Origin of the sequence: Saccharospirillum alexandrii (genome assembly GCF_004000275.1) — a bacterium.
Classification (GTDB): Bacteria; Pseudomonadota; Gammaproteobacteria; order Pseudomonadales; family Natronospirillaceae; genus Saccharospirillum; species Saccharospirillum alexandrii.
Genome location: NZ_RCIP01000001.1, coordinates 1302867 through 1329095 on the forward strand (window position 1 = coordinate 1302867; position 26229 = coordinate 1329095).

The window sequence follows — 26229 nt, forward strand, 5'->3', positions numbered from 1 at the left end:
TGTTCACCTCGGCAGAATGACCCTCCGCTCATCGAACGCGACCGGAATTCGTGAATAGGCCCTTAGACCTAAGGCAAATTGGAGTAAAGGTGAATAAACACAACTATCTATTTTCAACACTGACCCTGGTTGTTCTACTTCTTGCTGCCTGCGCGAAGGAGCCGCCACCCCATTCCAACCTCTGGCTGGACGAAGCCGTTCAAGGCTGGCAAAACCCTGATCCGGAAGTGCGGCGTGATACCCGGATGAGAGTGCTTCGTGAAGGCTACTTGCATATAGATGAAAAAGATATCCAATCGCTGGAGTTTTTTCACCGGCAAGCACAGAGCGATGAGGACGCTGAGCGGGAGACCGCTGCCGCAGTATTGGGGTTAATCAACAGCGAACAATCGTTGCCAATATTGCGGGCACTATCCAATGACCCGAACGAGTTTGTACGCACCGCAGGGCTTCGCGCGCTGTGGCAGTATGAATTAGCCATAGTAGAGCAAGACATTATCAACGGGCTTGACGATGAAAGTGACTTCGTTCGCCGTGAAGCGGCCAACCTGCTCAAAGGTCGCAGAGCTCAATACTCGACCGAGGTGCAGGCAAAATTAGACGCTGTCTTCCATAATCCGCTTAAGAATCTAGTTACCGAGGAACCCACCGTTACGAACCTCCTGGACAATAACAGCGAGGTGGTTTTGGGTGAAACGGCGTCTTCTCCCTTTGAACAAGCTCTGGTTGATGCACTTGAAAATAGGCCCACGTTGATCGACATTGCTATTGGTAGCTACCAGCCTGGTTCAATCGAAGCGGCGATCGTTGAGGGCGACTTGGCTTTGCTGCGGGATTATATAGAAGTGCGAAACGTCTCACCGAATCTCAAGGTAGGCCAGCCTATTATGGATATGCAGCATAGTCTGTTAATGCTGGCGGCATTGACGCCTCACGAGGAAATTGCTGAATACCTTATTGATAAAGGGGCTGATGTTAACCACCAATCGGCTGGGGTTACGCCTTTGCTACGCGCGCTCACCGCACAGCAAATGCCGCTTGTTAAAGTGCTGGCTACGCGAGGAGCCGACCTCGATCATGTTAACGAGCTGGGGCATTCCGCCTTAACAACGGCAATGAGAGAGCCAGAGGGCGAAATCCTTGAGTATCTGTTGCAACAGGGCGCAGCAGTGAACAAACCCCACCACTTTTTCTCATCTTCATGGTCGCTGCCGCTGATAAAAGCAGCGGAGCTATATAGCCCTGCCACCGTTGCCTTGTTACTGCGTTATGGAGCCGACGCGAATGCAATAGACAGCCAGGGAGACGATGCCCTCGTCTATGGTATTAAACGTTTATCACTGTTCAGTAACTGTTGCAGTGATCGCATTAGAAGCATTCATGAAGAAGAAATCGCCGTTATCCAAGCTTTAATGGCTGGGGGCGCTACGGTTCAGCAAAAGCATCTCGAACTGCTCGATGAACAATACCGGCCCGCACTGGAGAATGCAGAGTTGAACTCTTTGTACACTCCTTATTATGAAGAGGTTAGAGGCATTTTAAGTCGTACTCTTTAGTTTGGCTCGGTACTCATGTCGAGTTAACTATTGTGACAACCATACATAAATACTATAAACTTTGTATCTTTGATAGTATTTATACATCCATATAGAGCTGGGTGTCTTGTTTGGCTGATGCTTCGGCCCCTCACAAGGCTATGGTTCTTCTGGACATGCCCATTAAGCAGTAATATGCCTGTATGGATGCCCTCTTCAGCGCTCAGCTATTGAAGACCTCTGGTGAGTGCCCGGCGAAGCGGCCGGGAACTGGCGAAACAGGGCGGCCTGCTGTGGCACCCTCCATCACTCCATAGGTTACTATTAATAACCTATTAGCTTAGAAAGTATCAGGCTAACCTAGGGTGTTATCCATTGCGTAGGGGTACCGCCACAATTACCATTTCGGCTGACAAAGTCGGTTGATCACGGAACGGCTCTGTTGACACTTGCCAGCAGGCTCATTGCCTATCTGCACCTACAACGCTGAACATTTATCGAGCTCCCCCCATGGAATTAATGACGTTAATCGGCCTGGCTGCCGCGTGCCTCACGACGGCTGCTTTCGTACCTCAAGTGGTACAAATCCTGAAAACCAAGAATGTTGAAGGCATATCACTGGGCATGTACGCCATTTTCACCCTGGGCGTTGCACTTTGGCTGATCTATGCAATCATCATTGGTGACTTGCCAATGCTGCTGGCAAACCTGGTTACGCTGATTCTTTCTGGTGGTGTCTTAACACTGACAGTAAGAACCCGGATACGCACTGGCCGCACAAAGAGCCTTAATAATGGCCTGGCTATGCCTCGATAACGCTCGATACCGTGCCACTCGGCTGTGGCCGGTCTGATGGCCGTCTGCGCCACTCGCACGGCCTTCCATGGTTTCTTCACGCGGGTGCAACAGAAGGTCTTCCGGCAAGCTCACTGAGACCATCACAAAACCTGAGTTCAGTGAAGAAAATCAGACTCTCGTGTCCTGCCCCTAATGTTTAATCCAACTGTTTCCTGGTAATGTCCGGCGTTGTTAAATCAGTCTTTCAAATCGGAGAGCGGAGACAAACTACAGCGGTGCCTGGTACCAGTTGAATGCGGGCGCTGCTCATTGTAATCCAATCGCCGGTAACTGCAGTTTGCTCCGGACACCTACCGCAGCATTGTCACTGGCAGCCAAAAAGGAATAAACCATGGCTAAACTGATCACCAAATGGACCATACTTGTCTGCCTGAATGCCGTAATTAGCTTCACCTTCGCACTGTCGGAATCGAGAACGCCATCTGAAATTACCGCTATGGTTGCCGGAGTGGTCACTTTCATCGGTTTCTATGTAGCTTTGGAGCGCTGGGCCCTTCAAAAAGGCTGGAACGCCTTTGTGCTCCGGTTAAGCATTGCCACGGTGGTAAAAGCCTGCACCCAGTTCGCCCCTGTGTTGGAGATATGGGCGGGAATAGGTGCCATGATCGTCGTTGGTGCCGTTTTTCCGGAAAAGGGTTTCTTTCAAGCGTACTTTGCAACTCTTGTGGATGGCTTTTTGTTGTCTTTGGCCGTGGGCGTATTGGTTGGGCTTATGTTCCTTGTAGAACGGCTATACCGTGCATACAAGGCTAACAACAAGGCAGCTTAACTCTGTAATCGGTAGTCAGCCACTCCGCCGAAAGGTGGCGCTAAGGCTCTTCGGCCATCCATTGTGATGGCTTCAATATACATCTGTCGAGAAATGTACCTTAGGCCCTATCAAACCCATAAAACTAGCTGCTAGAACATCAGCTCTGAATCTTCAATAGCTGCTACCGATCATCACACCCGTACCAGAGGCTTCTACCCTCGCCTCTTTCCTCACACTCCCCGGCGCCACACCAAACACGCGCTTAAACGCCCGACTGAACGCGGCCTCACTCTGGTACCCAAGGTTTTCTGCGATCGCAATCATCGAATCGGCACTGTTTTTCAGTTGCAACCGGGCCATCTGCATTCGCCAGCGTGTGAGGTACCGCATGGCCGGTTCGCCCATCAGGTCGGTAAAGCGAGCGCTGTAGCCGGAGCGCGACATGCTGGCCACATCGGCCAGGCGCTCAATGGTCCAGTCGGTTTCCGGGTTGCGGTGCATGGCCGCCAGGGTGCGGCCAATTTGCGGGTCGCGCAGTGCAGCCAACCAGCCGATGTGGGCTTGGGTGCCTTTTTCCAGCCAGGTACGGATGGATTGAATGATCAGAATATCGGCCAGGTGAGACATCACGGTCTCGCCGCCCGGGCTGAGTTTTTGCGCTTCGTGCGCCATGTAGCGCAGCGTGCTTTGCAGCCAACTGCCCTCGGCCTCTTCCCAGGAATTCACCACCATCACCGCTGGTAAATGCCGGATCAGTTGCTGGCCTGCCACATGGTCGAAACGGGCCACGCAGCAGGTGGCACGGCAGACGTCTCCGCTTCCGCCGAATGACATGAGGTCGTATCGGTCACTGATGTGGTGCACGGGTATGTCAAACAGTGGCGTGCTGGGTTGCTCCGGTGAACTGGCGATCACGTGGCCTTTGCCATGCGGCAGCATCACCAGGCTGCCCTGCTGCACGTGAATGGGGGCCTCGCCCTCTACCATCAGCCAGCAATGTCCGGCGGTGATGATGTGCATCATCAGGCAATCGTCGAATGGCGGCATGTCAACGCCCCATGGAGAGCGCAGTTCGGACTGGCAATAAAAAGTGCCGCTGAGCTTTAGCAGGTGCAATGCCTCGCCCAGGTAGTCGGAGTGCTCGGGAACGCTTCGTTGCTCTGTCACGGTTAACCTGCCTGCTCAACACGGGAATGGCCAGCCTGTTTGGATGGCTGATTTTGAAAATATACTCAGATTTGATCAGTAATCCAATGTTTTAGACGAATAGTCAATTATGTTAGCGTTTTGATTATGGTTCGTCTATCTGCCCTCCCTCAGAATGGCCCTCAGTTTCAAGCACTCTGATCCATCCACAACTGAGGAAATACCCCATGACGACACAAACACCCATTCTTATCATTGGAAAAAACGGTAAAACCGGCGCCCGCGTCGATGCGTTACTGCGCCAGAACGGCCTCGCTACCCGGCCGGTATCGCGCTCTACCGAACCGGCGTTTGACTGGAATCGCCCAGAGACCTGGTCTGCCGCATTGCAGAGCGTGAAGCAGGCGTACGTAACCTTCCAGCCTGACCTGGCCATACCCTCGGCAGAGCCGACGCTGCGCGCCTTTATTGAGGCGGCGCGGGAGCACGGCGTTGAGCATCTGGTGTTGCTGTCCGGCCGGGGTGAAAACGGTGCCATTCGCGCAGAAAACGCGCTGATCGACAGTGGTTTGCGCTGGAACGTGGTGCGCGCCTCCTGGTTTTTTCAGAACTTCAGCGAGAGCTTCCTTACCGGGTCGGTCATTGAAGGCGAGGTATCTCTGCCCGTCGATGATGTGAAAGAGCCCTTTGTCGACTGTGATGACATTGCCGAGGTCGTGGTCGCCGCGCTAACCCGGCCGGAACTGGCCAATCGGTTGTTTGAAGTCACCGGGACGGAGCTGATGACCTTTGCCGACTGCGTGGCCCAAATAGCCGAAGTCACGGGTCGTTCCATTATTTACAACCCGGTACCGCTGGAACCTTATTTGGCCTACCTGAGCGAACTGGGCATGAGTGAAGACGAACTCTGGCTGATGCGGGAGCTGTTCACCCAGGTATTGGATGGCCGAAACAGCTACCCGACGCACGGCATCGAAGAGGCGCTGGGTCGGCTACCCCGGCGGTTCGCGGACTATGTAATCGCCACGCATGAAAGCGGTGTCTGGAACAACGCTTAGGGAGCGGTGACATGAAAAACGTACGGCTGGTTCAGTTAACGCTCATGACTGCGGGTGCGCTCACGGGGCTTATCGGACTGGGTATTCTGCTAATGCCCGATGCGTTTTACGCGTCTTACGGGGTTACCGTGCCCGAGTCCGCGAGCCTGCGCAGTGAACTCAAAACCCTAGGCGCCTTACTCATGCTGGCAAGCTGCCTAATGCTGGCCGGAGTTATTAAACCGTCACTGCAAGGCACGGCATTGATCGTCGCCATCGGGACCTACCTGGCTCTTGTCGCTGGCCGACTGCTGGGGCTGATGGTCGATGGCCTGCCATCAACGGGCATTCTCACCGCCTGGGCGGTAGAGGCCGCACTGTTGGTGTTGGTCGTCATAGCAGGGGTTATCGCCAAGGCTCAAAAAACCACTTTGCCACTGCGCTAGTCATGCCCCCGGCGTATCAATCGCGATAAGCCGGGGGGAGTTGTCGTCTGGTTGGTGCGGTTTACTCGTAAGGTAACCACAGGCGCTGTTGAATCAGCTCCATTACTGGCTACCGAGGGCCCACATCATGACCGACTTGCTCCGCGAAAACGTTCAGTCCTACCCACGCCCACCGGCTCTGGAGCCGGTGCCACAGCGCATCCGAATCATGCTTGGCGGCCTGTTGATCGCCGAGTCAACCCGCGCCTTTCGGGTGTTGGAAACCCATCATGCGCCCACGTATTACTTGCCGCCAGACGATGTCAGCGCTGAACTTCAGCCCGCAGCAGGCACCAGCTTTTGCGAGTGGAAAGGCAATGCTCGCTACTTTGATGTTATCGTTGGGGGAACCACCGCCAAGCGTGCGGCCTGGGCCTATGACAACCCGACCGAACGTTTTGCACCTCTGGCAAGTTACCTCGCCTTCTACGCCGGGCTGATCGACGAAGCCTGGGTCGGCGACATGAAAGTCATCCCTCAGCCGGGCGACTTCTATGGCGGTTGGGTTACTCCAAATCTGGAGGGGCAGATCAAAGGTGCCCCGGGAACGAGACACTGGTAGGAGCCTGGATGACAAACAACTTTACCCTTCTCACCCCACAGGAGATCGTGTTCGGCCGGGGGCAGGTTATTCAGCTTAACGAACGCGCCAAACAACTGGGCACTCGTGCCCTTATTGTGCATGGCCGCAGCCCGGGCCGGCTTGAGCAAGTCTTCGCATCACTGACCGATCTTGAGATCGTGCAAACGCTCTCCATCGGGAAGGAGCCGGATTTAGAGACACTGATCAACGCGATCGCCGAAGGCAAATCACTTGGCGTTGAATTGGTGCTTGGGATTGGCGGTGGCTCGGTAATGGATTCAGCCAAAGTTTTGGCAGCTATGCTGCCAAGCACGACCGAGCTGCTGAGCCACCTGGAGGTGGTCGGGCAAGGGCTACCACTGTCGGCACGGCGGTTACCGCTGATTCTGGTACCCACCACCTCAGGTACGGGGGCCGAAGTCACGCGCAATGCGGTGATCGATGTGCCCGACGCGCACCGAAAAGTCAGCCTGCGAGATGCGCAACTGCTGCCCGACCTGGCATTGATCGACCCGGCCCTCACCGACCACTGCCCTCGCCTCGTGACCCTGCATTCAGGTCTGGATGCCATTACCCAGGTCATCGAGCCCTATGTGTCATCGCGCGCCACCGTATTCACCGATCTGCTCTGTGTGGAGGCCATTCCCAAAGGTCTGCGAGCGCTCCGGCAACTGATGACGGCCGAATCTGAACAGGCGCGTGATGACCTGGCCCAGGTGAGCCTCTTTGGCGGGCTGGCATTGGCCAACTCCGGGCTAGGCGTAGTTCACGGTATTGCCGGCCCACTGGGTGGGCTGTGCGGCGCCCCTCACGGTGCTATATGCGGTGCGTTGTTACCGGCGGGCATTGCCGCTAACCGGGCCCATGTTGAGGCCCCCGAGATACGAGCCCGGCTTGACCGCGTAATCGGCTGGATAGCCGAGGTGTTCGACACCGCTAACGACCAGGCGTTACCGGTATTTCAACAATGGATTGCAGACAGCGGGTTACCCGGTTTGTCGGCCCTGGGTGTAACGGAGGAACACATCGCATCAACGGCCCGCACCGCGGCCAGTTCATCGTCGATGAAGGCTAACCCGGTGGTTTTGCCAACAGAGGTAATAGACGCCATCATGCGCGAGTCATTATAAGGGTTTGAATACCACTGGGGGTTTTCATGGAGTTGCGAGAAATTGACCGAACATCTAGGAGCGACATCAGCCTGCTGTCAACGCTCTTTAAGGAATACGCGGCTGAAGTGAAGCCCGACATGAGCCCCACCGTTGCCGAGGAACTCGCAACCATCCCCTGTTTCAGAGGGTTCATGGCGTTCGACGACGGCAAACCGATCGCCTTTTGTGTGTGCTATGAAACCTACTCAACCTACCGATCGAAGTACGTCTGGAACCTGCATGACGTGATGGTTTCGCGCTCGGCACGGGGCCTGGGCGCAGGCCGGGCATTGCTGGAGTGGGTGCTGGCAGAAGCCAAAACGGCCAATGTCGCCAAAGTGACGTTGGAGGTTGAAGACGACAACGCCGTTGCCAAATCGCTGTACGCCTCCCTTGGCTTTCAGGACTTTACCGTCACAGCGCCGAAAGAGCATCACTGGCATTTATATACACAAGACTTGTAAGCACCGAACTACCGGCGCTATCCGGCTGAGCGTCTGTTGCGGGGAGTCGCCTGTAATTCTGTAATCCAGCTGGCTATGGTAGGGTCATAACGTTAAACGCTTTCTGTTAACGCTGTTAAATGGCAACTGAGGAGAAACGCATGATCTGGACAGTCTATCTCTCTGGCGAAATCCACACAGACTGGCGCGAACAAATTCAAGCGGGCGTCGATGCCGCTGGCTTGCCGGTAGAGTTTACCGCACCGGTCACCAACCACGATGCCAGCGATGCCGCAGGCGATATGCTGGGCAAACCGGACGTGGCCTTCTGGCGTGACCACCAGTCATCCAAAATCAACAGCATTCGCACCAAAACCATGCTGGAGCAGTGCGACCTGGCAGTCATTCGTTTCGGTGACAAATACAAACAGTGGAACGCTGCCTTCGATGCCGGGTTTTGTGCCGCTATGGGCACTCCCTATATCACCCTGCATAACGACGATATCATTCACCCGCTGAAGGAAGTCGATGCCTCCGCCATGGGGTGGGCACAAACGCCGGCGCAGGTGGTTGAGATTCTCAAGTATGTGACATCAGCCCGGTAGAAGCTAAAGGGCAATAAGTGCCACCGTAACGACTTGTCTCGACCCATAAATGTACTACGACAACAAACGCCGCTGCAGTCGTTCTTCGGGCATGGAACCGATTCTCAGATAGAGGCTCTTTACAAGGAAGCACTATGTTCAAGAAAAGCCTGTTGGCAGCGACTGTGTCGGTTATTGGTTGCCTGAATGCTCAAGCAGATTCGTTCACCGAGCGTGTAGACACCACTTTCCAGTACATTATCGAAGATGATGAGCCGGGCTGCTCGGTAGGCGTGATCGAATCCGGAGAGTGGATTTTCCAGGCCGCCTACGGGTTAGCCAGTCTGGAACTTCAGGTACCCATGACCCCGCAAAACGTTCACAACCTGGCGTCGGTGTCCAAACAGTTCACGGCCATGGCGGTGCACTTACTCGCAGACGAAGGAAAAATTGATCTCAACGAAGACATCAGAACTTACTTGCCCGCCCTAATGGATTACGGCGAGCCGGTGACCATCAATGCCATGCTGGGTCATGTCAGTGGTATGGCAAACTACAGTGACTATGAGTACTGGATCTCCCAGCCCGGTGGTGACGCATTAGAGCTTAGGTCTGTAGGCGGTGGCCCGTTTCAATTTGATGACGTACATTACCTTTCCACCAGTGACTTGTATGGCTATTTTCAAGACGTGCCGCTTAGGTATTCACCAGACGAGCAGTTCCACTATAGCAATGTGGCCTACTTTCTATTTTCCATGCTAGTGGAGGAAGTGACCGGCCAGACCCTGGCGGACTATGCTCACCAGACTATTTTTCAGCCGCTTGGAATGTCTGACACCGTGTTTTTGGATAGCCCCTACCCCATCATTGAAAATCGCGTCACGGGTTACGTCAAGTATAGAGAACGCTACGTCAGGGAAGACATCAACCAGCCTTGGGTCGGCGACGGCAATTTATACACGTCAATCGACGACATGCTAACCTGGGATCGTCATTTTTATGATCCGCAGCTAGGGACTGATCCGGAATCGCTGATTGAAGGGTTTAACCAGCCAAACAGTTCCATTTTGTACAACGACAGCCTGTACGCCAATGGCCAGTTTGTAACAGAACGCTTTGAGCAACCCGTCTATTCCCATGATGGTTGGCACGCCGGATCAAAGACTTACTATGAACGGTATCCGGAATCTGAATTTTCCATTGTTATCCTGTGCAACGATGCCAGTCGGGACCCTACTGCCTTCGCGAGGTTTATATCGCAGTACTACTTCGACCCGGACTTATGATCGACCGCCGATGGCTCACTCTACCGTCAGGTCTTTCCACATCCATATATCCGGTTTGTTCTTGCCATTGGCGTTGGGAATCATACCAACAACGCTGTAACCGCACTTCTGGTAAAACTCGAATGGGTGACGTTTCAGGTTCGTTAGCCGTTGCATTTCGACAAGGGCATTACTGCCTGTGATGTGCACTTGTGAAAGGCTGGTTTCAAACAATTCGTCATCCGACCCCAATACGATGCCGTTCAACTCAAGCGTTCTGGCGCGTTGCTCCAAAGCTTGCATCAGTGCCCTGCCGACACCCTGCCCCTGGTGCGCCGGCGCAACAACCAGGGGGTGTAGCTCCCAGGTCTTGTCGTACATGGGCCGCAGCCCTCCCCACCCGGTTAACGTGCCATTGCACAGTATGGCCAGACAGTGGTTCGGGGCTGCGATGCACTCAGCCACCGTTTCCCGTGCTCGCTCAAGGGTTGGCCATGCTGTGTTGCCTTTGGCCAGGAAGGCGTCCATTAGCACGCTTGCCGCTTCTTCGTGTAAGGCGGGTTCCTGGCTTAAATCGACTTCTGTACAGTCCATGCGGCGCCCCATTGTATTTTCCGTTCAATCCAAGTTGTCATTCATACCCGGCTTTCCGTTCTACTGCGAAACCCACCCGTACACCAACAAGGCCAGATAGTCCGCCAACAGCAGCATCAGAGCATAGCGCCAGTTACGGCGCAGCAACGCCATTGCATTAACCTGGTAGCGAGACAGCAAACTCAGCTGCAGGCCCGAAAACGGTGAAATACCGGCCCCGAACGCCCAGGTCATCAGGAAAACCAGCGCCAGAAGATTTGGGTCTTCTACCACCGGTGCCAGCAAACTGCCCACCAGAGTAACCGACGTTACCGGGTGCATACCGACCATCGCCAGAGTCACCATAATCAGCAGTACCACAAAGGCCTGGTGCGCCCCGAAGGTCGCAAAACTGAGCTGAATATCAAAAGAATCGAGTAACGCCGCCACACCCGCACCGAGCACCGCAGCGCCCAGAAACAACATGACTTCGTTGCCCTGGCGCGGCAGCGCCGTCTGCACATGCTGAACGCTCTTGTACACGCCGGAGACGCCCTCGCGCAACACAGACCAGCCGAGTGCGACCAGCACAGCAATCAGTGTCACCAGCGTCAGCACCGGCACCTCTGGCCAGATCTGGTGGCCCACCAGCACCAGCACCGCCAGAAGCAAGGGTAGCCAGAGCGAACCGGAATTGAGTGGGTACCCGGTCAGCTGATCGGCTTCCGGTGTTCGGCTTAGCTCCCAATAGGTGTACCCCAGCATGACCAGCGACAAGGGAATACCCACACTGGCCAGGGTGGCTAATTGCGCACCCGGAGCATTGACCAACGCGACGCCCATCGCCGCAAAGAAGGGCGACCAGTGGGCGCACAGGCTGAAGGCCCGGCTCATGATCAACGCCTGGAGAATCGACAGGGGCTGCCGCTGGCTGAGCCGATCACCCACAATGAACAGTGCCGACATGTTGATGACCGAACCGAACAGGTGAGGCCCGGCCAGCGTGCTTAGTAAAGCCTTCCGCCCGGTAGGCAGGGTATCGGTACCGTTGAGCTCACCGGACGTGACCAGGCGGAGAAAGCTCACACCGATCAGCATGGCGATCACCATTTGGTTAGCCTCAAGGGCACGGAGCAAATGACGGCCATCGGCCCCGTTCAGCAACCCGGCCAGCAAGCCCAGGCTGCCGACACTGAGCATCACGACCACCTGAATACGCTGGGGCCCTTTGATGCCGCCGCCCTTGAGTAATACAGCCACTAGCCAGATCAAGCCACCGGCAATGGCCGCCGGGAAACCCGGTAGAGTCACTGCCAACACAGCCGTGATCACCACCCACAGCAGTAACCAGCCAGCCAACGTGCTGTTCCAGGGGGCTTTGCTGGCGGTATTGGCTTCAGTCGACATTCTTTCCTCTGGGCAGTCATTCAGCAGTGCGCATCAGTGTACTATGGACGGCAGAACACTTTATTATTGAAACCCAACTAAAGACAGGTCTTAACGTTGAGCTGTCAGACCCCGCTATCACCAGCTTTGAGTGGCAGTAGCCTCAATAATTTGCAAGTAAGCCCTGCCGCCAAAGAGGCTAAATAGCCTATGATGAGCTGCACAAAATCCATACGAAACTGTAAAGGACCGTGGTAGTGGATGAGAACACTGAGATTTGGCGGAAATATTATAACAAGGCCATGAGTCGAACGTACTCGCCCAGAACGGAGCGGGCTGTCCAATTGAACACGTCAGGATTAAACGTCGCGGTCGACTGCGGCTGCGGTACCGGCAGTGACATCGCTTACCTTGCAGAGCAAGGCTATCGGGTTCACGGCTTTGACATTAACCCCGACGCCATTTCCATCTGCCGAAAACGGTTCCGGCATGACGCCTTGATAGAGGTTTCAGAGGCTTCGTTTGAAGACTTTACCTATCCAACTGCGGGTGTCATTTTGGCCAATTCAAGCATGTTTTTCGCTGAGCCATCCGTTTTCAATAATGCCTGGCGTGCAATTACCGACAGCCTCGCGGTGGGCGGTGTTTTTGGTGGCGACTTTATGGGAGTTGATGATAGCTGGGCCGACGGTTTTCGGCTCGCCACTACACCGCTGACGCAAACACAGGTAATGGACTTATTTGAAAACTTCGAAATCGTCCGTTTTCATGAGCGAAACGAAGAAGGCTCAACCTCGATGGGTTGCATAAAACAGTGGCATACCTATTCAGTGCTGGCGGTCAAACGTGGACTATGAATGCTCTGACTGAAAATGGCCTGTTCACTCCTGCTAGCATATAGGTTTTCCTATGTGTAACCCCAATTTTAAGGACTCTTAATTGAAACTTCTGTTTTCCATACTCATCTGCTGTCTATCGCTAAGCATCAACGTTGCTTATGCAAACGATGCCGTATTACAACAAGCCAATGAGTCACGCCAAAGCGATATTCAAGTTCAGGGTGACGGCCAGGTGATTCGCATTCTTCCCGATGACATCGATGGCTCACGGCATCAGCGGTTCATCCTCAGACTCGACAGCAATCAAACCTTGCTGATAGCGCATAACATTGACCTGGCACCTAGAATTGCGGCGTTAGCCGTAGGTGACACCGTTGCGTTTTTCGGAGAGTATGAGTGGAACAGTCAGGGCGGCGTTCTGCACTGGACGCATCATGACCCCAACGGACGCCATGCCGATGGCTGGCTAAAGCACCAGGGCCGGACCTATCAGTAAGTTGAAAAAACACAGCTGTCGCTGAAGTGGCACCGCAACGAGGAATATAACATGAGCGAAAAACTGGTCATTGTCGCAAGAATTGAAGCCAATACCGGCAAGGAGAGCCAGGTCCGCACTGCGCTGTCCAAACTGATAGAGCCAACGCTGAAAGAAGCAGGCTGCATTCAGTATGATTTGCACCAGGATAACGACAACCCGGCCATATTTCTTTTCTATGAAGTATGGGAAAACCGCGAGCTTTGGCAGGACCACCTGAAAAGCCCACACATTGTGGCTAACCAGGCAGCAACGGAAGGTGCTGTGGCGTCTGTCGTTATCAGCGAAATGACGAAGCTCTGACTACCAGCGCTGCATTAAGACTGAAGTTGATCAACACCAGACTTAGCCCTGTTTGAACCGGATGCCTCCATCCGGATCAAACAATCGCACCATCCCGCACATACTCACCCGGCGGTATCCCGTAACGCTTCTTAAACGCCCGAATAAACCCACTCTCCGATTCAAACCCGCACGCATTCACTACCTGCTTGAGTGGTCGCTGATGAATCAGTAACTGCACGGCTTTCTCCATGCGGTATTGCAGCAGTGACTGGTGCGGCGTTTTGCCCAGTTGCGCTCGAAACAGGCTATACAGTTGCGAAGCACTGACATGAGAGGCGGCTGCAATGGCATCCACGGTAATGGGTTTGCTGTAATGATCCGCAATGTAGGAGAGCGCCCGGTGCAACGACCGATCTGGCAGGCTTCCGCCGGTATCGACCGGTTGTGAATGCACTTTGCAGCAGCCATAAAGATACTGACAGAAATCGGCATCTATGGGGACGGGCTGGCCAGGCGTTGACTGGGCTGAGCGTGCCAGGTCGTAGTAGCCCAGGGCATCGTCACAAAACTGGCGCGGACTGATGCGGCTGTGCCAGTAGGATACGCGCGACAGCGGCGGCTTGTTGACCGGGTCCGTTGCAAAGGCGAGCACCAGGCATTCGTAGTCGTCTGAGCGGGCGTTGCTGAAGATGGTGCGGTCACCACTGCGGTGCCAGACCAGATGGCCCGGGCCCACGGTATAACAGCCTCCCTCTACCTGGCATACGGCCTGGCCATCCAGCACCAGTTCGATCTCTTCACGCCCGGGCTGAATAATGCGGGACTGGTAGTGCTTACCGTCTGTTTTGAATTGCATTAGCGCCAGCAAGGCATTGACATGCGTCATCCCTAAATTCCTCACACGTGTTGTTGTTTTTGTACATCGTGTTTCAGGCTCTGCGGCTTTACGTACGAACCAGCCTTGAAAGGAGACTACACCCTGCCCGGTAAAATGTAAGCGCTTACATTATAACAAAGTGTAACCTGTGTAACCGGGGTGATACGCATAAAAAAGCCGGGCACAGGGCCCGGCAAACACGCAATGAAAGCGTTATGAGACAGTGTTCAGGTGATCAGTCGGTCAGGATCTGAACATTGTCTATCTGGAAGTGCACGTTGGCATGGTCGTCTGCCCAGATAGGCAGGATTTCCAGTATTGAGGTGATGTTGACGAAGTCCAGATCCGGGTAGTCCGCAAACACCAGTTCGTTGGTTTCCCAGACCCCTTCTGTCACCGTCAGCGCTACGTCGCCGGTGCTGCAGGTTTCAGTATTGGCGTTACAGACAATCTTGCCCACCATGCCGGTAGCGCCGGCCAGGTCGACCGCTTTCAGGTCGAACTGAACCCGGCCTGTGGCCGCCAGGGAAGACAGATCCGTTGCGCCCTTCATCATCAGCTGTACGACACCTTTGCGATCCGCTGTAGCGCCGTACTGGGCGTCGATGACCAGGCTATCGCCATCATCAAAGGCAGGGTCCAGGGTCACAAAGCTCGGGTCACCTGACCAGTCGTTAATGTTCGCGGCCCAGACAGAGGGTGCATTGAACACGTCGGTATCAGAGATAGCATCGATGTACACATCGGTTGCTTCGGTGATAGTCGGGTTCGGTTCGGTCGGCGCTATGGCTTCGCAATCCGGGTTTTCACCGGCGGTGAACGGTTCCCAGCGAATGTTTTCTATCGACAGGTCAAACGCATCGTCGGTATAGAGCAGGAAAGGTGTGTTGACGTTAGTGATGTCCAGGCCATCGTCGATCAGGCATTGCAGCGGCACCGAGACTTCAGACCACTCTCCCGGTGTCAGGTCGTTGATCAGGCTGGCAATGTCGATCTCGCCCAGACACGGGTGGATGCAATGCGCGCTCAGAGCCAGGGCATTCGAGGTCAGCGCCTCGTTTACGCGTACTCTGAATACGATGCTGGTTTCTGAATTGGCATAAGGCGACAGATCCGTGCCAACAGCCGCTTCCTGATTCTGACTGTAGAACTGGCCAATACCCGCCCATTCAATCCGCTTGGCACTGTGCTGAACCGTACCATCCTGAGTAGTCACCGTCAGTTCGTTACCCGGCAGGGTGGTTGTAGCCGCCGGGTCGACACTGACCGGTACGCCACCCCAGTTAGAGGGGCCGCCAATGCGAAGTGTGTAGTCACCCTGGCTGGCGCCGTTGGTGAAAATATCGAGCGGTTCTTCGGTGGTTCCTGCATCAGACACATCGGGTGCATCACAGCCGGTTTCTGAACGGTCTTCTGCCAATACCGGCACGCTGCCGTCTTCGCCCGTCGTCAGGCCATAGCCATAGTCAAACAGAGGCGTTTCCCCATCGTTCCGGTTGACCGGTACCTGGCAATCGCTGGCAGGCCAGCTGTAGGAGAGCTTACCGGTGAAGGGGTGGTCACCAAACAGAACGTCGGCGACACCCGCGCCTTCAGTACCTGGCAACCAGGAGGCCACAAACGCATCCGACAGGTTCAGTTGTGGGTTCATCCACAATGGGCGACCGCCAACATACAGAGTCACAATCGGTGTGCCGGGTGCACTGGCACGCAGGTCTGCCAGCAGTTGGGCGTCGTCTTCGTAGTGCTCATCGAACGCCATTGTATCGAACTTGGAGATGTCGCCGTTGCCTTCGGCGTACGGTGTTTCTCCGATAACGGCGATGATGACATCGAAAGTATCATCGGCTTGGGAACCGTCTTCGTTCAACGTCAGGTTACCGGTGCCCTCGCCCATCACGTCAACCAAACCATCAAAAATGGTGTCGGCATTCGGGAAATCGGCATTGGCATTACCGGTGCCTTGCCAGGTCAGCGTCCAGCCGCCGGTCTGGTTTTCCAGGCTGTTGGCGGAGTTACCGGCAACCAGGATGTTCAGGTCTTTGCCCAAAGGCAGTACACCACCCTCGTTCTTCAACAACACCTGGGATTCACGCACCGCTTCACGCGCCAGTGCCTGCACAGATTCACCGTGCATCAGATCGGAGTCGCCTGCGCCATCACGCTCGGAGGGCTTGGGTTTGTCGAACAAGCCCGCACGCATTTTTACGCGCAAGATGCGACGCACGGCATCGTCAATGCGCGCCATGCTGATGTCGCCGTCGTTGACCGACTGAATGGTGTTGGCGATGAAGGCTTTCCAGTCATCCGGCACCATGAACATATCGATGCCAGCGTTCACCGCCTGCACGCAATCGTCATTGGAGCAACCGGTCACCTGGCCGTGGCCGTTCCAGTCGGAGACGACAAAGCCATCGAAGTTCATTTTTTCTTTCAGCACATCGTTCATCAGGTATTCGTGGCCGTGGATCTTTTCACCCTGCCAGCTGTTGAACGTCGCCATTACGGTCTGTACGCCCGCTTCCAGCGATGAATAATAGCCCTGACCGTGAACGTTGATCAGAGTGCTCTCATCGGCCAGGTTATCGCCCTGGTCATCACCCAGATCGGTACCGCCGTCGCCAATGAAGTGCTTGGCGGTCGCCACCACGTGGGATTCGGAAAAATCACCTTGCAGGCCTTCTACCATGGCGCCGCCGTATTGAAAGACCAGCTCGCCGTCTTCCGAATACCCTTCATAGGTGCGGCCCCAGCGGTCATCCCGAACCACCGCCAGTGTTGGCGCGAACGTCCAGTCGATGCCGGTTGCCACAACCTGTTTGGCCGTGGCTGCGCCGATGCGCTTGATCAGATCCGCATCGTTGGCGGCACCCAGGCCAATGTTGTGAGGGAACAGCGTGGTGTCATAGACGTTGCTGTGGCCGTGAACGGCATCGGTGCCCCAGATTAACGGGATGGCTGCTTTGCCGTCGGTGGTGTCCATCGAGGCTGTCCAGTATTGATCCGCAAGCTCTACCCATTCTGCAATGCTGGCTGTCTTATCGTTGTTGGGCCAGGAGCCACCGCCGTTCAGCACGGAGCCCAGGTGATAGTCGATCACGTCCTGAGGCGATGCACTTTTTATTTCCGGCTGTACCATCTGGCCGACTTTTTCTTCCAATGTCATGGATGCCAACAAAGCATCAACTTCGGCTTCAATGGCCGGGTCGAGCGCTACTTTGCTGGTGATATCAGGCCAGTCGTTATGGTCCGTGCGGTAGCTGATGGATTCGCTGCCACCCCCACCATTGCCGCCGCCATTGCCATTGTCGTTATCATCTTTATCGGAGGGGCCGCAGCCCACCAACAGCGCCAGTGCGCTCACCGTCAGTACTGTGGTTATCTGTTTCATCGTAGTCCCGCTTCTTGTTGTAGGGATTCAGGTCTTCGTTGTCTTGATTCGTGCCGTGAATCGAGCCAACGCAGATCATGGGGGGTGAGGCAAAAGCGGAACAGCGGATTGGAGGTTTGGTCAGTATTTCTGCAGAACGGGTAAGCCCCAACCCTTTACCATGCCAAAGACTTCTCAAATTCCAGGCTTAAAGGACCGGACGTATGAACCGTATTGACTACTTCGAAAACAACCAACGTTCACACAGCAAATGGGTGATTCCAGCCACTATTCTGACGGCTTTTTTGCTCTCGGCTTGCCTGGAAACCAACCCGGAAACCAGCCCTGAATCAAACGACGATGCAGAGACAGACCCTGAAGACCTAACGCCCGAACCACAGCCTGAATCTGAACATTCAATGCATCATCCGGTCGATAAAAACTGGCGACTGGTGTGGTCGGATGAATTTGAAAACGCAGCGATTGACCCGGCCAAGTGGAGCTATGAACAAAATTGCTGGGGTGGTGGCAATAATGAACAACAGTGTTACACCGACCAGGCCAGCAACGCGTTCATAGAAGACGGCGCCTTGGTTATTAAGGCAATCAAAGAAGACTTCACCGGCCCCATTGCCAACCAGGAAGACCCCGGGTTCGACCCGAACAATACGCAAACCCTGCCCTACACCTCCGCCCGCTTGCGCACCCTAAACAAAGGTGACTGGCGTTACGGCCGGTTTGAAATCCGCGCTCAGTTGCCTGCCGGTCAAGGCACCTGGCCAGCCATCTGGATGCTGCCGACCGACTGGGTTTATGGTGGCTGGGCGGCCTCGGGTGAGATCGACATTATGGAAGCGGTCAATCTGGAAACCCAGAGTGACGCCGACGGAGCAACGCCGGGCACGCCTGAGCATCGCGTTCACGGTACCCTGCACTACGGTCAGGAATGGCCCGATAACGTGCACTCTGGCACGTACTATGATTTTGGGACGGAAGAAAGCCCAGCCGATGGGTTTCATCATTACGCCATCGAATGGCAATCCGGCGAGATTCGCTGGTATGTCGACGGCCAGCACTACGCCACCCAAACCGATGCCGGCTGGTACTCACAATACCCGGATCCGGATACCGAAGAACTGGTTATCGGCAGTGGTAGCGCGCCGTTCAACAAACCGTTTCATCTGATTCTAAACCTGGCCGTGGGCGGTAACTGGGCAACCAATGTGAATGAGCGGGGTATCGATGCCGATGTATTCCCGCAAACGATGAAAGTCGACTACGTTCGGGTGTACCAGTGCGATGTGGATGCTGTTACCGGTGCCGGCTGTGCCACACGCAACCCCGATGCAGAGACGGTAGCGGGTTATCATCCCTGAACACTTGACGCCCGGGCCCGGCTGAATAATGCTCGCAGTGATATTCGGTGAGGGCACACAATGATCACCATGAAAGAGGTCTCCGACCTGGCGGGTGTATCCCAGGCAACTGTGTCCCGGGTGATCAACGGCAGCGATCGGGTGACGGAGAAAACCAGAGAGCGGGTAAACCAGGCGATGCAAGCCTTGGGGTACCGGCCCAATTCGGCGGCACAGTCGCTGGCTTCCAGCCGGTCCAATGCCATTGGCATGGTGGTTTCCAAGTTGGAAGGCCCGTTTTACGGGCCGATGATGGCCGGGGTCGAACATGCCCTGCGCCAGGCGCACAAGCACCTGATCATCGCAGCCGGGCACGGCGACGCTGACCTTGAACGTGAAGCCATTGAGTTCCTGGTCAACCGGCAGGTCGATGGGTTGTTGCTGATGGTGGAACGCCTCGAGGATACAGAGCTGGTCGAGTTAAACCAGCGCGTGCCGGTCTTTCTGATCAACCACCCGGTGACTGCGCTCAGTCACCGTTGTGTGTCGCTCGATAACGAACTCGGTGGCTATCGCGCCACCCGCTATTTGCTGGACCAGGGGCACCGGCACATTGCCTGCATTATGGGCCAGATCTGGAAGCCGGATGCCCAAGACCGGCTGCGGGGCTATCGTCGTGCCATGGCGGAAGCCGGAATTGTGGTTCCGGATGACTGGGTCGTTAACACTTATTTCGAACTCGCTGGCGGCTACCAGGCGATGGAAACCCTGTTTGAGCGCCAGTTTGAAGGAACGGCCGTATTTGCCGGCAATGATGAGATGGCCTTTGGCGTGTTGGAAGCCGCCGAACACCATGGCATTCGGGTGCCGGACCAATTGTCCGTCATCGGGTTCGATAACAGCCTGACCGCCCAGTATGTAAACCCAAAACTGACCACCCTGCATTTCCCGATGTTTGAAATGGCACAAACGTCGGCGCGCATGGCATTGGCTGGCATTTACAACAAGGCGGAAAGCAAAGCCCGTCAGTTTGAACCCACCCTGGTTGAACGCAATACGGTTAGCCGGCCGTTTTCGGTGGAACCCGGCGTTCGCTAACGCACCACGCCCTCGGCCACCAGCCGGGCCAGAATCGCTTCGGCTTTTTCCCGGTCTGTTCCTTCGGTCATTACTTGTCCGCCCTGCCCCTGGGGTTTGGCGGTCGCGGCTTTCATGCGTTCTGCGGCGGTGCCGCCTTTGGCGACGGCCAGGCGTTTGGGCCTGGGTTTGGCGGGATGTTGCTCCCAGTCTGCACGGGCCTGATCCGGTTCGGCGGCGCAAGGCCGGAAATCGATATTACCGCGCTGAGCCGGGCCGAAAGCCGACTGGCGAGCCGGATCGGCCGCCGGGTCAACACTGGCGACGAACGGCAGCGGCACGCGCAAGGCGCGTCGCTGGCCCCGGGGCAATGCTTGCCAGACGTCGGCATGGCCGTCAGCAATCGAGACCACCGATACAATGCGAGGCACCATCGGCCAGCCCAATTGACTAGCCACTGCGTAGGGCAACAAGCCTGAGCCCTCGCCACATTCGGCACGGACGCCGGTTAACACAATATCCAGTGGCTGGTCGCGCAGATAGTCTGCCAACGCCGGTACGGCATCGGCATCCGGGTCTGCATTCAGCACCGTCAAGCTGTTCAACCCCATGCCCAGATAGGCACGCAGGGCGTTGTTCTGGGCGGAACCCACATGGATAAGGCTGGGCAACTGTGGTGACAACGACAGTGCCAACTCCACCGCGCGGGAATCCTGATCGGCCTGGCGCTCACGGCGCGACAACGGATGCTGACCAACAGAGACCAGCGCCGCGATTTTCAGCGGCTGACCCGCCACGGCTTTTGAGAGCGATTCAGGCAACATGGCGAGCCTCTCCTTCATCTGCGGTGTCACTTTGATGGGAGACGCCGGTTTGCCGCTCAGTCATCAGGTTCAGCAATTCAGCAAACACGGCTTCGCTGTCGGCGATGACGGTCAAATCGGCCCGGCGTACCATGTCGCAGCCGGCATCCAGATTGACAGCGATGACCGTTTCGCACTGGCCAATGCCCTGCAAATGCTGAATGGCACCGGAAATACCCACCGCCAGATAGACCCGGGCAGACACCCAGGTACCACTCGCACCCACCTGCCGGTGGCGTGGCATATAACCATCGTCAACCGCGACCCGGCTGGCGCCCTCGGTTGCCCCCAACACAGTGGCCACCTGATGGAACTGATCCCAGTTACGCACACCGTTCCCGGCAGCCAGAATGAACTCGGCTTCACTCAGAGCGATCTGACTCGGGTCGACACTGACCGGCCCCCTGTCTTCGATGGTTGCAGAAATCGGTTCAGGCGGTGTCAGTTCCAGCGGCAAGGCTTCGTATCGATATTCCTCAACCGGCGCGGCGCATTCGGGGGCCAGCAACAAAACACGAGGCGTCGGCCGATGCCAGTCGGTCAGCTGACTGCCGCCCCGGCATACGGTGTTTTCTTTATTGACTTGCCAGGCTTGTACGGCGGCTCGTTCGTGTTGCTGAACGGCCCAGCGCGAGCCCAGATCGGCTCCGCCGTCGATGCTGTCCGGGAACAACCAATAGGCCGGCTGGTAGTGCTTTTCAATCTCGGTCAGTATCGACAATTTCAGTTCGGGGCAATACCCGGTTAGGGGTTCGGTGTGCAGTTGGCTCAGTTGAATTACCCGGTCAGCACCGGCACCGCCCAGGTCAGTTTCCCGAACGTCGCCCAGAGCAATCGCCAATACCGCATGGGGGTCATCCTTTGCTTGTGCCAATTGCTGAGCCAGACCCAGCACATCCCGGTCGTGACTGCTGAGCCGACCGCCGGGCAGATCCATCACAACAGCAACATAACCACGCGGGTCGGTTACGCTGTGAAGCGGCTTCTCTTTGGCTTGCGCTTGGCCGGGCTGGCTTGAAGTAGCGAACCCAACTCCGCCTGGATTCAAGCGATTCAGGCGCTTGCGTCCCTGTACCATGACAAAGCCGGTTTGATGCGGATTGATTCGGCGCAGCCCGGTTGGGCCAATGGCTGGAACCGTTGCCGCCATTAATGCGGTGTACTCCGGGTGCAACCGGTTGCGGCGAATACGTTCCAGCCGTGGGTTGCGTCTGATTCGAAGGCTCATGCTCGCTCCTCCGTTACCAGGGCTTCGCTGACCAGTTCGGCCAGGTCTTTAATTTGCGGTCTTGGTTCCACCACCCCTTCGAGCATGGCCGTACATTGCTGGCAGGCGACGGCGATGGTCTCGGCTTCAACGGCCCGAGCATCGTCCACGCGCATATCGGCAATGCGATGCTCGCCGGGTATGTCGGTAATGGGCGCCCCACCGCCGCCACCGCAGCACCGCGAGCGGTAGCCGGAGCGCGTCATTTCCTGCACGTCGATACCCAGTGTTTTTAACACCGAACGCGGGGATTCATACTCACCGTTGTATCGGCCCAGATAACAGGGATCGTGATAGGTCACGCGCCCCAGTGCCTTCGGTTGCAGATTCAGCTTGCCCTGCTCCATCAGTTCATTGATGAACATGCTGTGGTGCTGAACCCGATAATGGCCACCGAAATCGCCGTACTCATTGGCCAGTATATGAAAGGCATGCGGGTCGGTCGTCACTATGCGGTTAAACTCGTAGCGGCCAAGGACTTCAATATTGTGGCGCGCCAGCCGCTGGAAGGTGGCATCGTCACCCAGCCGTCGAGCAACGTCGCCGGAATCGCATTCGTCGTTGCCCAGCACCGCAAAGTCGACATTGGCGGCACGCATGACCGCGACAAAGGCGCGCAAAATGCGCTGGCTGCGCTGGTCAAAGGCACCATCGCTGATCCAGAACAAGACGTCGGCTTTACCCACGTCAGCGATCAGCGGCAGGTTAAGATCCGTTGCCCAGTCGAACCGCCGCGCCGGGTCGAGCCCGCCAGGGTTATCGGTCGCGATCAGGTTATCCAGAACCTGAACACCGGCGCCTGGTGTCTCACCGCGTTCCTGGGTTAAAAAGCGGCGCATATCGACGATCGCATCGACGTGCTCGATCATCATCGGACATTCTTCAACACAGGCACGGCAGGTGGTGCAGGACCAGAGCGTGTCGGCACTGACCAACCCATCCACGATGACCTGGCCGGGGTTGCCTTTTGCCTCGCCCACCGGTTTTCCGGGGTAAGCGCTGCCGTGATAACCCGCATCGGTTCCTCCGCTCAGGCCGACGACCATATCCTGAATCAGTTTCTTAGGGTTCAGTGGCTGGCCTGCGGCAAAGGCCGGGCAAACCGCCTCGCAGCGGCCGCACTGAACGCAAGCATCAAACCCGAGCAATTGATTCCAGGCGAAATCTTCGGGCTTGGCGACGCCCAGGGTGGTATCGGTCAGGTTCAGGGGTTTCAGGCCGGTTGACCGCCCCCCGCCAAACCGTTCCGGCCGCCGGTGAAACGCCAGATGCAAGGCGCCGGCAAAGGCGTGCTTCATGGGTCCGCCCCACCCCATGCCGACGAGCATTTCCGCCAGCCCCAGAGCAAGGCCAATCAACAACAGTCCGCTGAATACCCAACCGACCAGTCCGGCTGGAAACCAGTCAGCCGTCATCAGGGTAATCAGAAACAATGACGTAGAAAATACCAGCAGACTTTTCGGCAGCCGCATCCAGGGCCCGCGTGACAGGCGACTGGGCGGTTGCCGCCGACGCCAGGCAACGAAGCAGGCGCCGGTGAACATGCCAGCCGCGCTCAGCAGAATCAAGCCGTTCAAAATGGCGGAATCAACGCCAATACCATGAACCAGAAACGCCAGCGCCAAGGCCGCAACAAAACCACCGGCGGTTGCCACGTGAGTCTTGGCTATGAATCGGTCGCGCTCAACAACGTGATGCAGGTCGACCAGATAGCGGCGAGGCATGGCCAGCAGCCCTGCAACGACTGCTACCGGTTCGTTGCGACCCGCTCGCCAGGCCAGAACCCGCCGCGTAGCGCCGATCAGCATCAGCGCCAGGGCGCCGAATAGCAACATGGGCAATAACCAGTCAGTCAGCATCCAACACCTCTCGCGTCCGTAAGCCGGTTACAGATCCTTGCACAACCGCAAGGCGTCATAGATGGCAGCGTGGATGTTGCGTTGCGAAACCGCATCGCCCAATCGCCAGAGAATCATGCCATTCTGCGGTTCGCTCAATACCGGTTGGGCGGCATTGGCGTACAGGGTTTCAACATCAATCTGGCCTTTGTTAACCGACTCCGGCTTCAACTCGTAATACAGGGATTCATTCGGCCGGGTGCCATTTTCGACCACCACCTGATCTACCACCCGCTCTTCCTGTTGCCCGGTGTATTCATTTTCCAGAACAACGATTTTCTGATCGCCTTCTGTATAGACTTGCACCAGATTGAGATCCGATGTCATCACGACGTCTTTCTCATACAGGCTGCGATAATAGGTCGGGAAGGTGGTGCCACCGATGCCCACGCCGGGCTTGGTGTCGTCTGTCACCAACTCCACCAGAGCGCCCTTGGCCGACAGGTAATCGGCAACCGACATGCCACTGAATTCACAGATACTGTCAAACACCAGGACATTCTTGCCCGGCTCGACGGCACCGCTGAGAATATCCCACGAAGACACCACCAGCCCTTCGGCGGCTCCCCATTCCGGTTCCTGCTCAATGAACGGCTGACCACCGGTGGCAAGAATGCATACCTCGGGCTGTTCGTCCCGAATCAGCGCGGCATCGGCGCTGGTGCCCAGGCGAACATCCACACCCAGACGGGCCAGTTCCAGCGCATACCAGCGGGTAATGCCAGCAATCTGATCCCGTTGCGGTGCCTGGGCGGCCAGGGTGATTTGACCGCCCAATGCATCAGCCCGCTCGACCAGTGTCACTTTATGGCCCCGTTCTGCCGCTACCCGAGCCGCTTCCATTCCACCCGGGCCACCACCGATAACCAGCACGGTACGAATCGGCCCTTCGGTTTTTTCAATGATGTGCGGCAAGCCCTGGTATTCACGCGACGTAGCTGCGTTCTGCACACACAATACATCCAGGCCCTGATACTGCCGGTCGATGCAATAGTTGGCACCAACACACTGACGAATCTGGTCGATCTGATTCATCTTGATCTTGGCGATGATGTGCGGGTCGGCAATGTGAGCACGGGTCATGCCCACAAAATCAACATACCCCGCATCCAGAATCCGTTCGGCCTGGTTCGGGTCTTTGATGTTCTGGGCATGAATCACCGGAACATCAACAACGGTTTTGATACCTGCTGCCAAATGCAAAAATGGCTCTGGCGGATACGCCATGTTGGGGATGACGTTGGCCAGGGTGTTGTGCGTATCGCAACCGGAACCGACGACACCGAAAAAGTCGACCATGCCCGTCTTGTTGTAATAGGCGGCAATCTCTTTCAGGTCTTCATGGTTCAGGCCATCGGGGTGAAATTCATCACCACACATGCGTATACCCACAGCAAAGTCAGGCCCAACCGCTTCGCGTACGGCTTTCAATACTTCCATGCCGAACCGCATGCGGTTTTCGAAGGTGCCGCCCCACTGGTCGGTACGTTTGTTGACCCGGGGCGACCAGAACTGGTCGATCATGTGCTGGTGCACGGCCGACAGTTCAACGCCGTCGAGCCCGCCATCCTGAGCACGTTTGGCAGCGCGGGCGAAGTCGCCGATGATGCGCCAGATTTCCTCTTCTTCAATGGTTTTGCAGGTCGCGCGGTGTACCGGCTCACGAATGCCGGATGGCGACATCAGGTTGGGCCAGTTTTCGCCATCCCAACGTGAACGACGGCCCATGTGGGTGATCTGGATCATGATTTTTCCGCCGTGACGATGCACGGCGTCAGCCAGATTCTGGAAGTGCGGAATGATCTTGTCGGTCGACAGATTCACCGATTTCCACCAGCTTTGCGGGCTGTCGATCGACACCACACTGGAGCCACCGCAGATGCACAAACCGCAACCGCCTTTGGCTTTTTCTTCGTAGTAACGAACGTAGCGGTCCGTTGTCATGCCACCGTCAGTCGCATAGACCTCGGCGTGGGCGGTGCTGACGATCCGGTTACGGATGGTCAGCTTGTTGATGGCCAGAGGCCGGAACAAGGATTCAAAATTGGCCATGGTCAAACTCCCGG

24 protein-coding genes are annotated in these 26229 nt (G+C 56.2%); 15 read left to right on the plus strand and 9 right to left on the minus strand.

Going from position 1 to position 26229, the window contains the following annotated elements; all coding sequences use genetic code 11:
• Nucleotides 1-89 precede the first annotated feature (89 nt).
• From EP166_RS05870 to EP166_RS05880, 3 genes are all read left to right on the plus strand, one after another.
• Complete coding sequence (locus tag EP166_RS05870; RefSeq protein WP_127555831.1) at nucleotides 90-1556, plus strand: ankyrin repeat domain-containing protein; 1467 nt, start codon at nucleotides 90-92, stop codon at nucleotides 1554-1556.
• Between the two features lie 489 nt (nucleotides 1557-2045).
• The gene (locus tag EP166_RS05875; protein ID WP_127555832.1) at nucleotides 2046-2351 is read left to right on the plus strand and encodes a SemiSWEET transporter; all 306 of its coding nucleotides are present in this window, start codon (nucleotides 2046-2048) and stop codon (nucleotides 2349-2351) included.
• A 373-nt stretch (nucleotides 2352-2724) separates the two neighbouring features.
• A complete protein-coding gene (locus EP166_RS05880; protein ID WP_127555833.1) occupies nucleotides 2725-3162 on the plus strand; it encodes a hypothetical protein in 438 nt (145 codons plus the stop codon).
• Nucleotides 3163-3315: 153 nt separating this feature from the next.
• Here EP166_RS05880 and EP166_RS05885 read toward each other — a convergent pair whose 3' ends face one another.
• A complete protein-coding gene (locus EP166_RS05885; RefSeq protein WP_127555834.1) occupies nucleotides 3316-4311 on the minus strand; it encodes an AraC family transcriptional regulator in 996 nt (331 codons plus the stop codon).
• Between the two features lie 206 nt (nucleotides 4312-4517).
• Here EP166_RS05885 and EP166_RS05890 point away from each other — a divergent pair, with 206 nt between their 5' ends.
• The 7 genes from EP166_RS05890 to EP166_RS05920 all read left to right on the plus strand — a co-directional run bounded on the left by EP166_RS05890 (nucleotide 4518) and on the right by EP166_RS05920 (nucleotide 9859).
• Nucleotides 4518-5348 carry an NmrA family NAD(P)-binding protein gene (locus tag EP166_RS05890; RefSeq protein WP_127555835.1) on the plus strand — a complete coding sequence of 277 codons (831 nt, stop codon included), beginning with the start codon at nucleotides 4518-4520 and terminating at the stop codon, nucleotides 5346-5348.
• A gap of 11 nt (nucleotides 5349-5359) precedes the next feature.
• A complete protein-coding gene (locus EP166_RS05895; protein WP_127555836.1) occupies nucleotides 5360-5773 on the plus strand; it encodes a DUF4345 domain-containing protein in 414 nt (137 codons plus the stop codon).
• A gap of 127 nt (nucleotides 5774-5900) precedes the next feature.
• Entirely contained in the window at nucleotides 5901-6374 is a 474-nt protein-coding gene (locus EP166_RS05900; protein ID WP_127555837.1) for a DUF427 domain-containing protein, read from the plus strand.
• An 8-nt stretch (nucleotides 6375-6382) separates the two neighbouring features.
• A complete protein-coding gene (locus tag EP166_RS05905) occupies nucleotides 6383-7525 on the plus strand; it encodes an iron-containing alcohol dehydrogenase (protein WP_127555838.1) in 1143 nt (380 codons plus the stop codon).
• 26 nt (nucleotides 7526-7551) lie between these two features.
• The gene (locus EP166_RS05910) at nucleotides 7552-8010 is read left to right on the plus strand and encodes a GNAT family N-acetyltransferase (RefSeq protein ID WP_127555839.1); all 459 of its coding nucleotides are present in this window, start codon (nucleotides 7552-7554) and stop codon (nucleotides 8008-8010) included.
• Between the two features lie 140 nt (nucleotides 8011-8150).
• Nucleotides 8151-8594 carry a YtoQ family protein gene (locus EP166_RS05915; RefSeq protein WP_127555840.1) on the plus strand — a complete coding sequence of 148 codons (444 nt, stop codon included), beginning with the start codon at nucleotides 8151-8153 and terminating at the stop codon, nucleotides 8592-8594.
• 134 nt (nucleotides 8595-8728) lie between these two features.
• Nucleotides 8729-9859: a serine hydrolase domain-containing protein gene (locus tag EP166_RS05920; protein WP_127555841.1), complete on the plus strand. Its 1131-nt coding sequence runs from the start codon at nucleotides 8729-8731 to the stop codon at nucleotides 9857-9859.
• 15 nt (nucleotides 9860-9874) lie between these two features.
• Here EP166_RS05920 and aac(6') read toward each other — a convergent pair whose 3' ends face one another.
• Entirely contained in the window at nucleotides 9875-10432 is a 558-nt protein-coding gene (gene aac(6'), locus EP166_RS05925; protein ID WP_127555842.1) for an AAC(6')-Ia family aminoglycoside 6'-N-acetyltransferase, read from the minus strand.
• 60 nt (nucleotides 10433-10492) lie between these two features.
• Complete coding sequence (locus EP166_RS05930; RefSeq protein WP_127555843.1) at nucleotides 10493-11818, minus strand: hypothetical protein; 1326 nt, start codon at nucleotides 11816-11818, stop codon at nucleotides 10493-10495.
• A gap of 236 nt (nucleotides 11819-12054) precedes the next feature.
• Between EP166_RS05930 and EP166_RS05935 the strand changes: the two genes are divergently transcribed.
• The 3 genes from EP166_RS05935 (at nucleotide 12055) to EP166_RS05945 (ending at nucleotide 13474) form a co-directional block, all read left to right on the plus strand.
• Complete coding sequence (locus EP166_RS05935; RefSeq protein WP_127555844.1) at nucleotides 12055-12654, plus strand: class I SAM-dependent methyltransferase; 600 nt, start codon at nucleotides 12055-12057, stop codon at nucleotides 12652-12654.
• A gap of 82 nt (nucleotides 12655-12736) precedes the next feature.
• Nucleotides 12737-13132, plus strand: a complete 396-nt coding sequence (locus EP166_RS05940; protein ID WP_127555845.1) for a DUF3465 domain-containing protein — start codon at nucleotides 12737-12739, stop codon at nucleotides 13130-13132.
• Between the two features lie 51 nt (nucleotides 13133-13183).
• Nucleotides 13184-13474: a putative quinol monooxygenase gene (locus EP166_RS05945; protein ID WP_127555846.1), complete on the plus strand. Its 291-nt coding sequence runs from the start codon at nucleotides 13184-13186 to the stop codon at nucleotides 13472-13474.
• A 76-nt stretch (nucleotides 13475-13550) separates the two neighbouring features.
• On the opposite strand, the gene EP166_RS05950 is transcribed toward EP166_RS05945, so the two are convergent.
• A complete protein-coding gene (locus EP166_RS05950; RefSeq protein ID WP_127555847.1) occupies nucleotides 13551-14342 on the minus strand; it encodes a helix-turn-helix transcriptional regulator in 792 nt (263 codons plus the stop codon).
• A 226-nt stretch (nucleotides 14343-14568) separates the two neighbouring features.
• Entirely contained in the window at nucleotides 14569-17724 is a 3156-nt protein-coding gene (locus EP166_RS05955) for a glycoside hydrolase family 3 protein (RefSeq protein WP_127555848.1), read from the minus strand.
• A 203-nt stretch (nucleotides 17725-17927) separates the two neighbouring features.
• Here EP166_RS05955 and EP166_RS05960 point away from each other — a divergent pair, with 203 nt between their 5' ends.
• Both EP166_RS05960 and EP166_RS05965 read left to right on the plus strand, forming a co-directional pair.
• Nucleotides 17928-19079 carry a glycoside hydrolase family 16 protein gene (locus tag EP166_RS05960; protein ID WP_127555849.1) on the plus strand — a complete coding sequence of 384 codons (1152 nt, stop codon included), beginning with the start codon at nucleotides 17928-17930 and terminating at the stop codon, nucleotides 19077-19079.
• 60 nt (nucleotides 19080-19139) lie between these two features.
• Nucleotides 19140-20156, plus strand: coding sequence for a LacI family DNA-binding transcriptional regulator (locus EP166_RS05965; RefSeq protein ID WP_127555850.1), 1017 nt, complete (start codon nucleotides 19140-19142; stop codon nucleotides 20154-20156).
• Here EP166_RS05965 and etfB read toward each other — a convergent pair.
• The 4 genes from etfB to EP166_RS05985 are packed head-to-tail and all read right to left on the minus strand — an operon-like array spanning nucleotide 20153 to nucleotide 26215.
• Entirely contained in the window at nucleotides 20153-20959 is an 807-nt protein-coding gene (gene etfB / locus EP166_RS05970) for an electron transfer flavoprotein subunit beta (RefSeq protein WP_127555851.1), read from the minus strand. The two genes, EP166_RS05965 and etfB, sit on opposite strands and share 4 nt — an antisense overlap.
• Nucleotides 20949-22226 (minus strand): electron transfer flavoprotein subunit alpha/FixB family protein, encoded by a 1278-nt coding sequence (locus EP166_RS05975; protein WP_127555852.1) that lies wholly within the window; start codon nucleotides 22224-22226, stop codon nucleotides 20949-20951. The genes etfB and EP166_RS05975 overlap by 11 nt, the downstream gene beginning before the upstream one ends.
• A complete protein-coding gene (locus EP166_RS05980; RefSeq protein WP_281276757.1) occupies nucleotides 22223-24124 on the minus strand; it encodes a (Fe-S)-binding protein in 1902 nt (633 codons plus the stop codon). The genes EP166_RS05975 and EP166_RS05980 overlap by 4 nt, the downstream gene beginning before the upstream one ends.
• A gap of 27 nt (nucleotides 24125-24151) precedes the next feature.
• Nucleotides 24152-26215, minus strand: coding sequence for an oxidoreductase (locus tag EP166_RS05985; protein ID WP_127555853.1), 2064 nt, complete (start codon nucleotides 26213-26215; stop codon nucleotides 24152-24154).
• Nucleotides 26216-26229 lie beyond the last annotated feature (14 nt).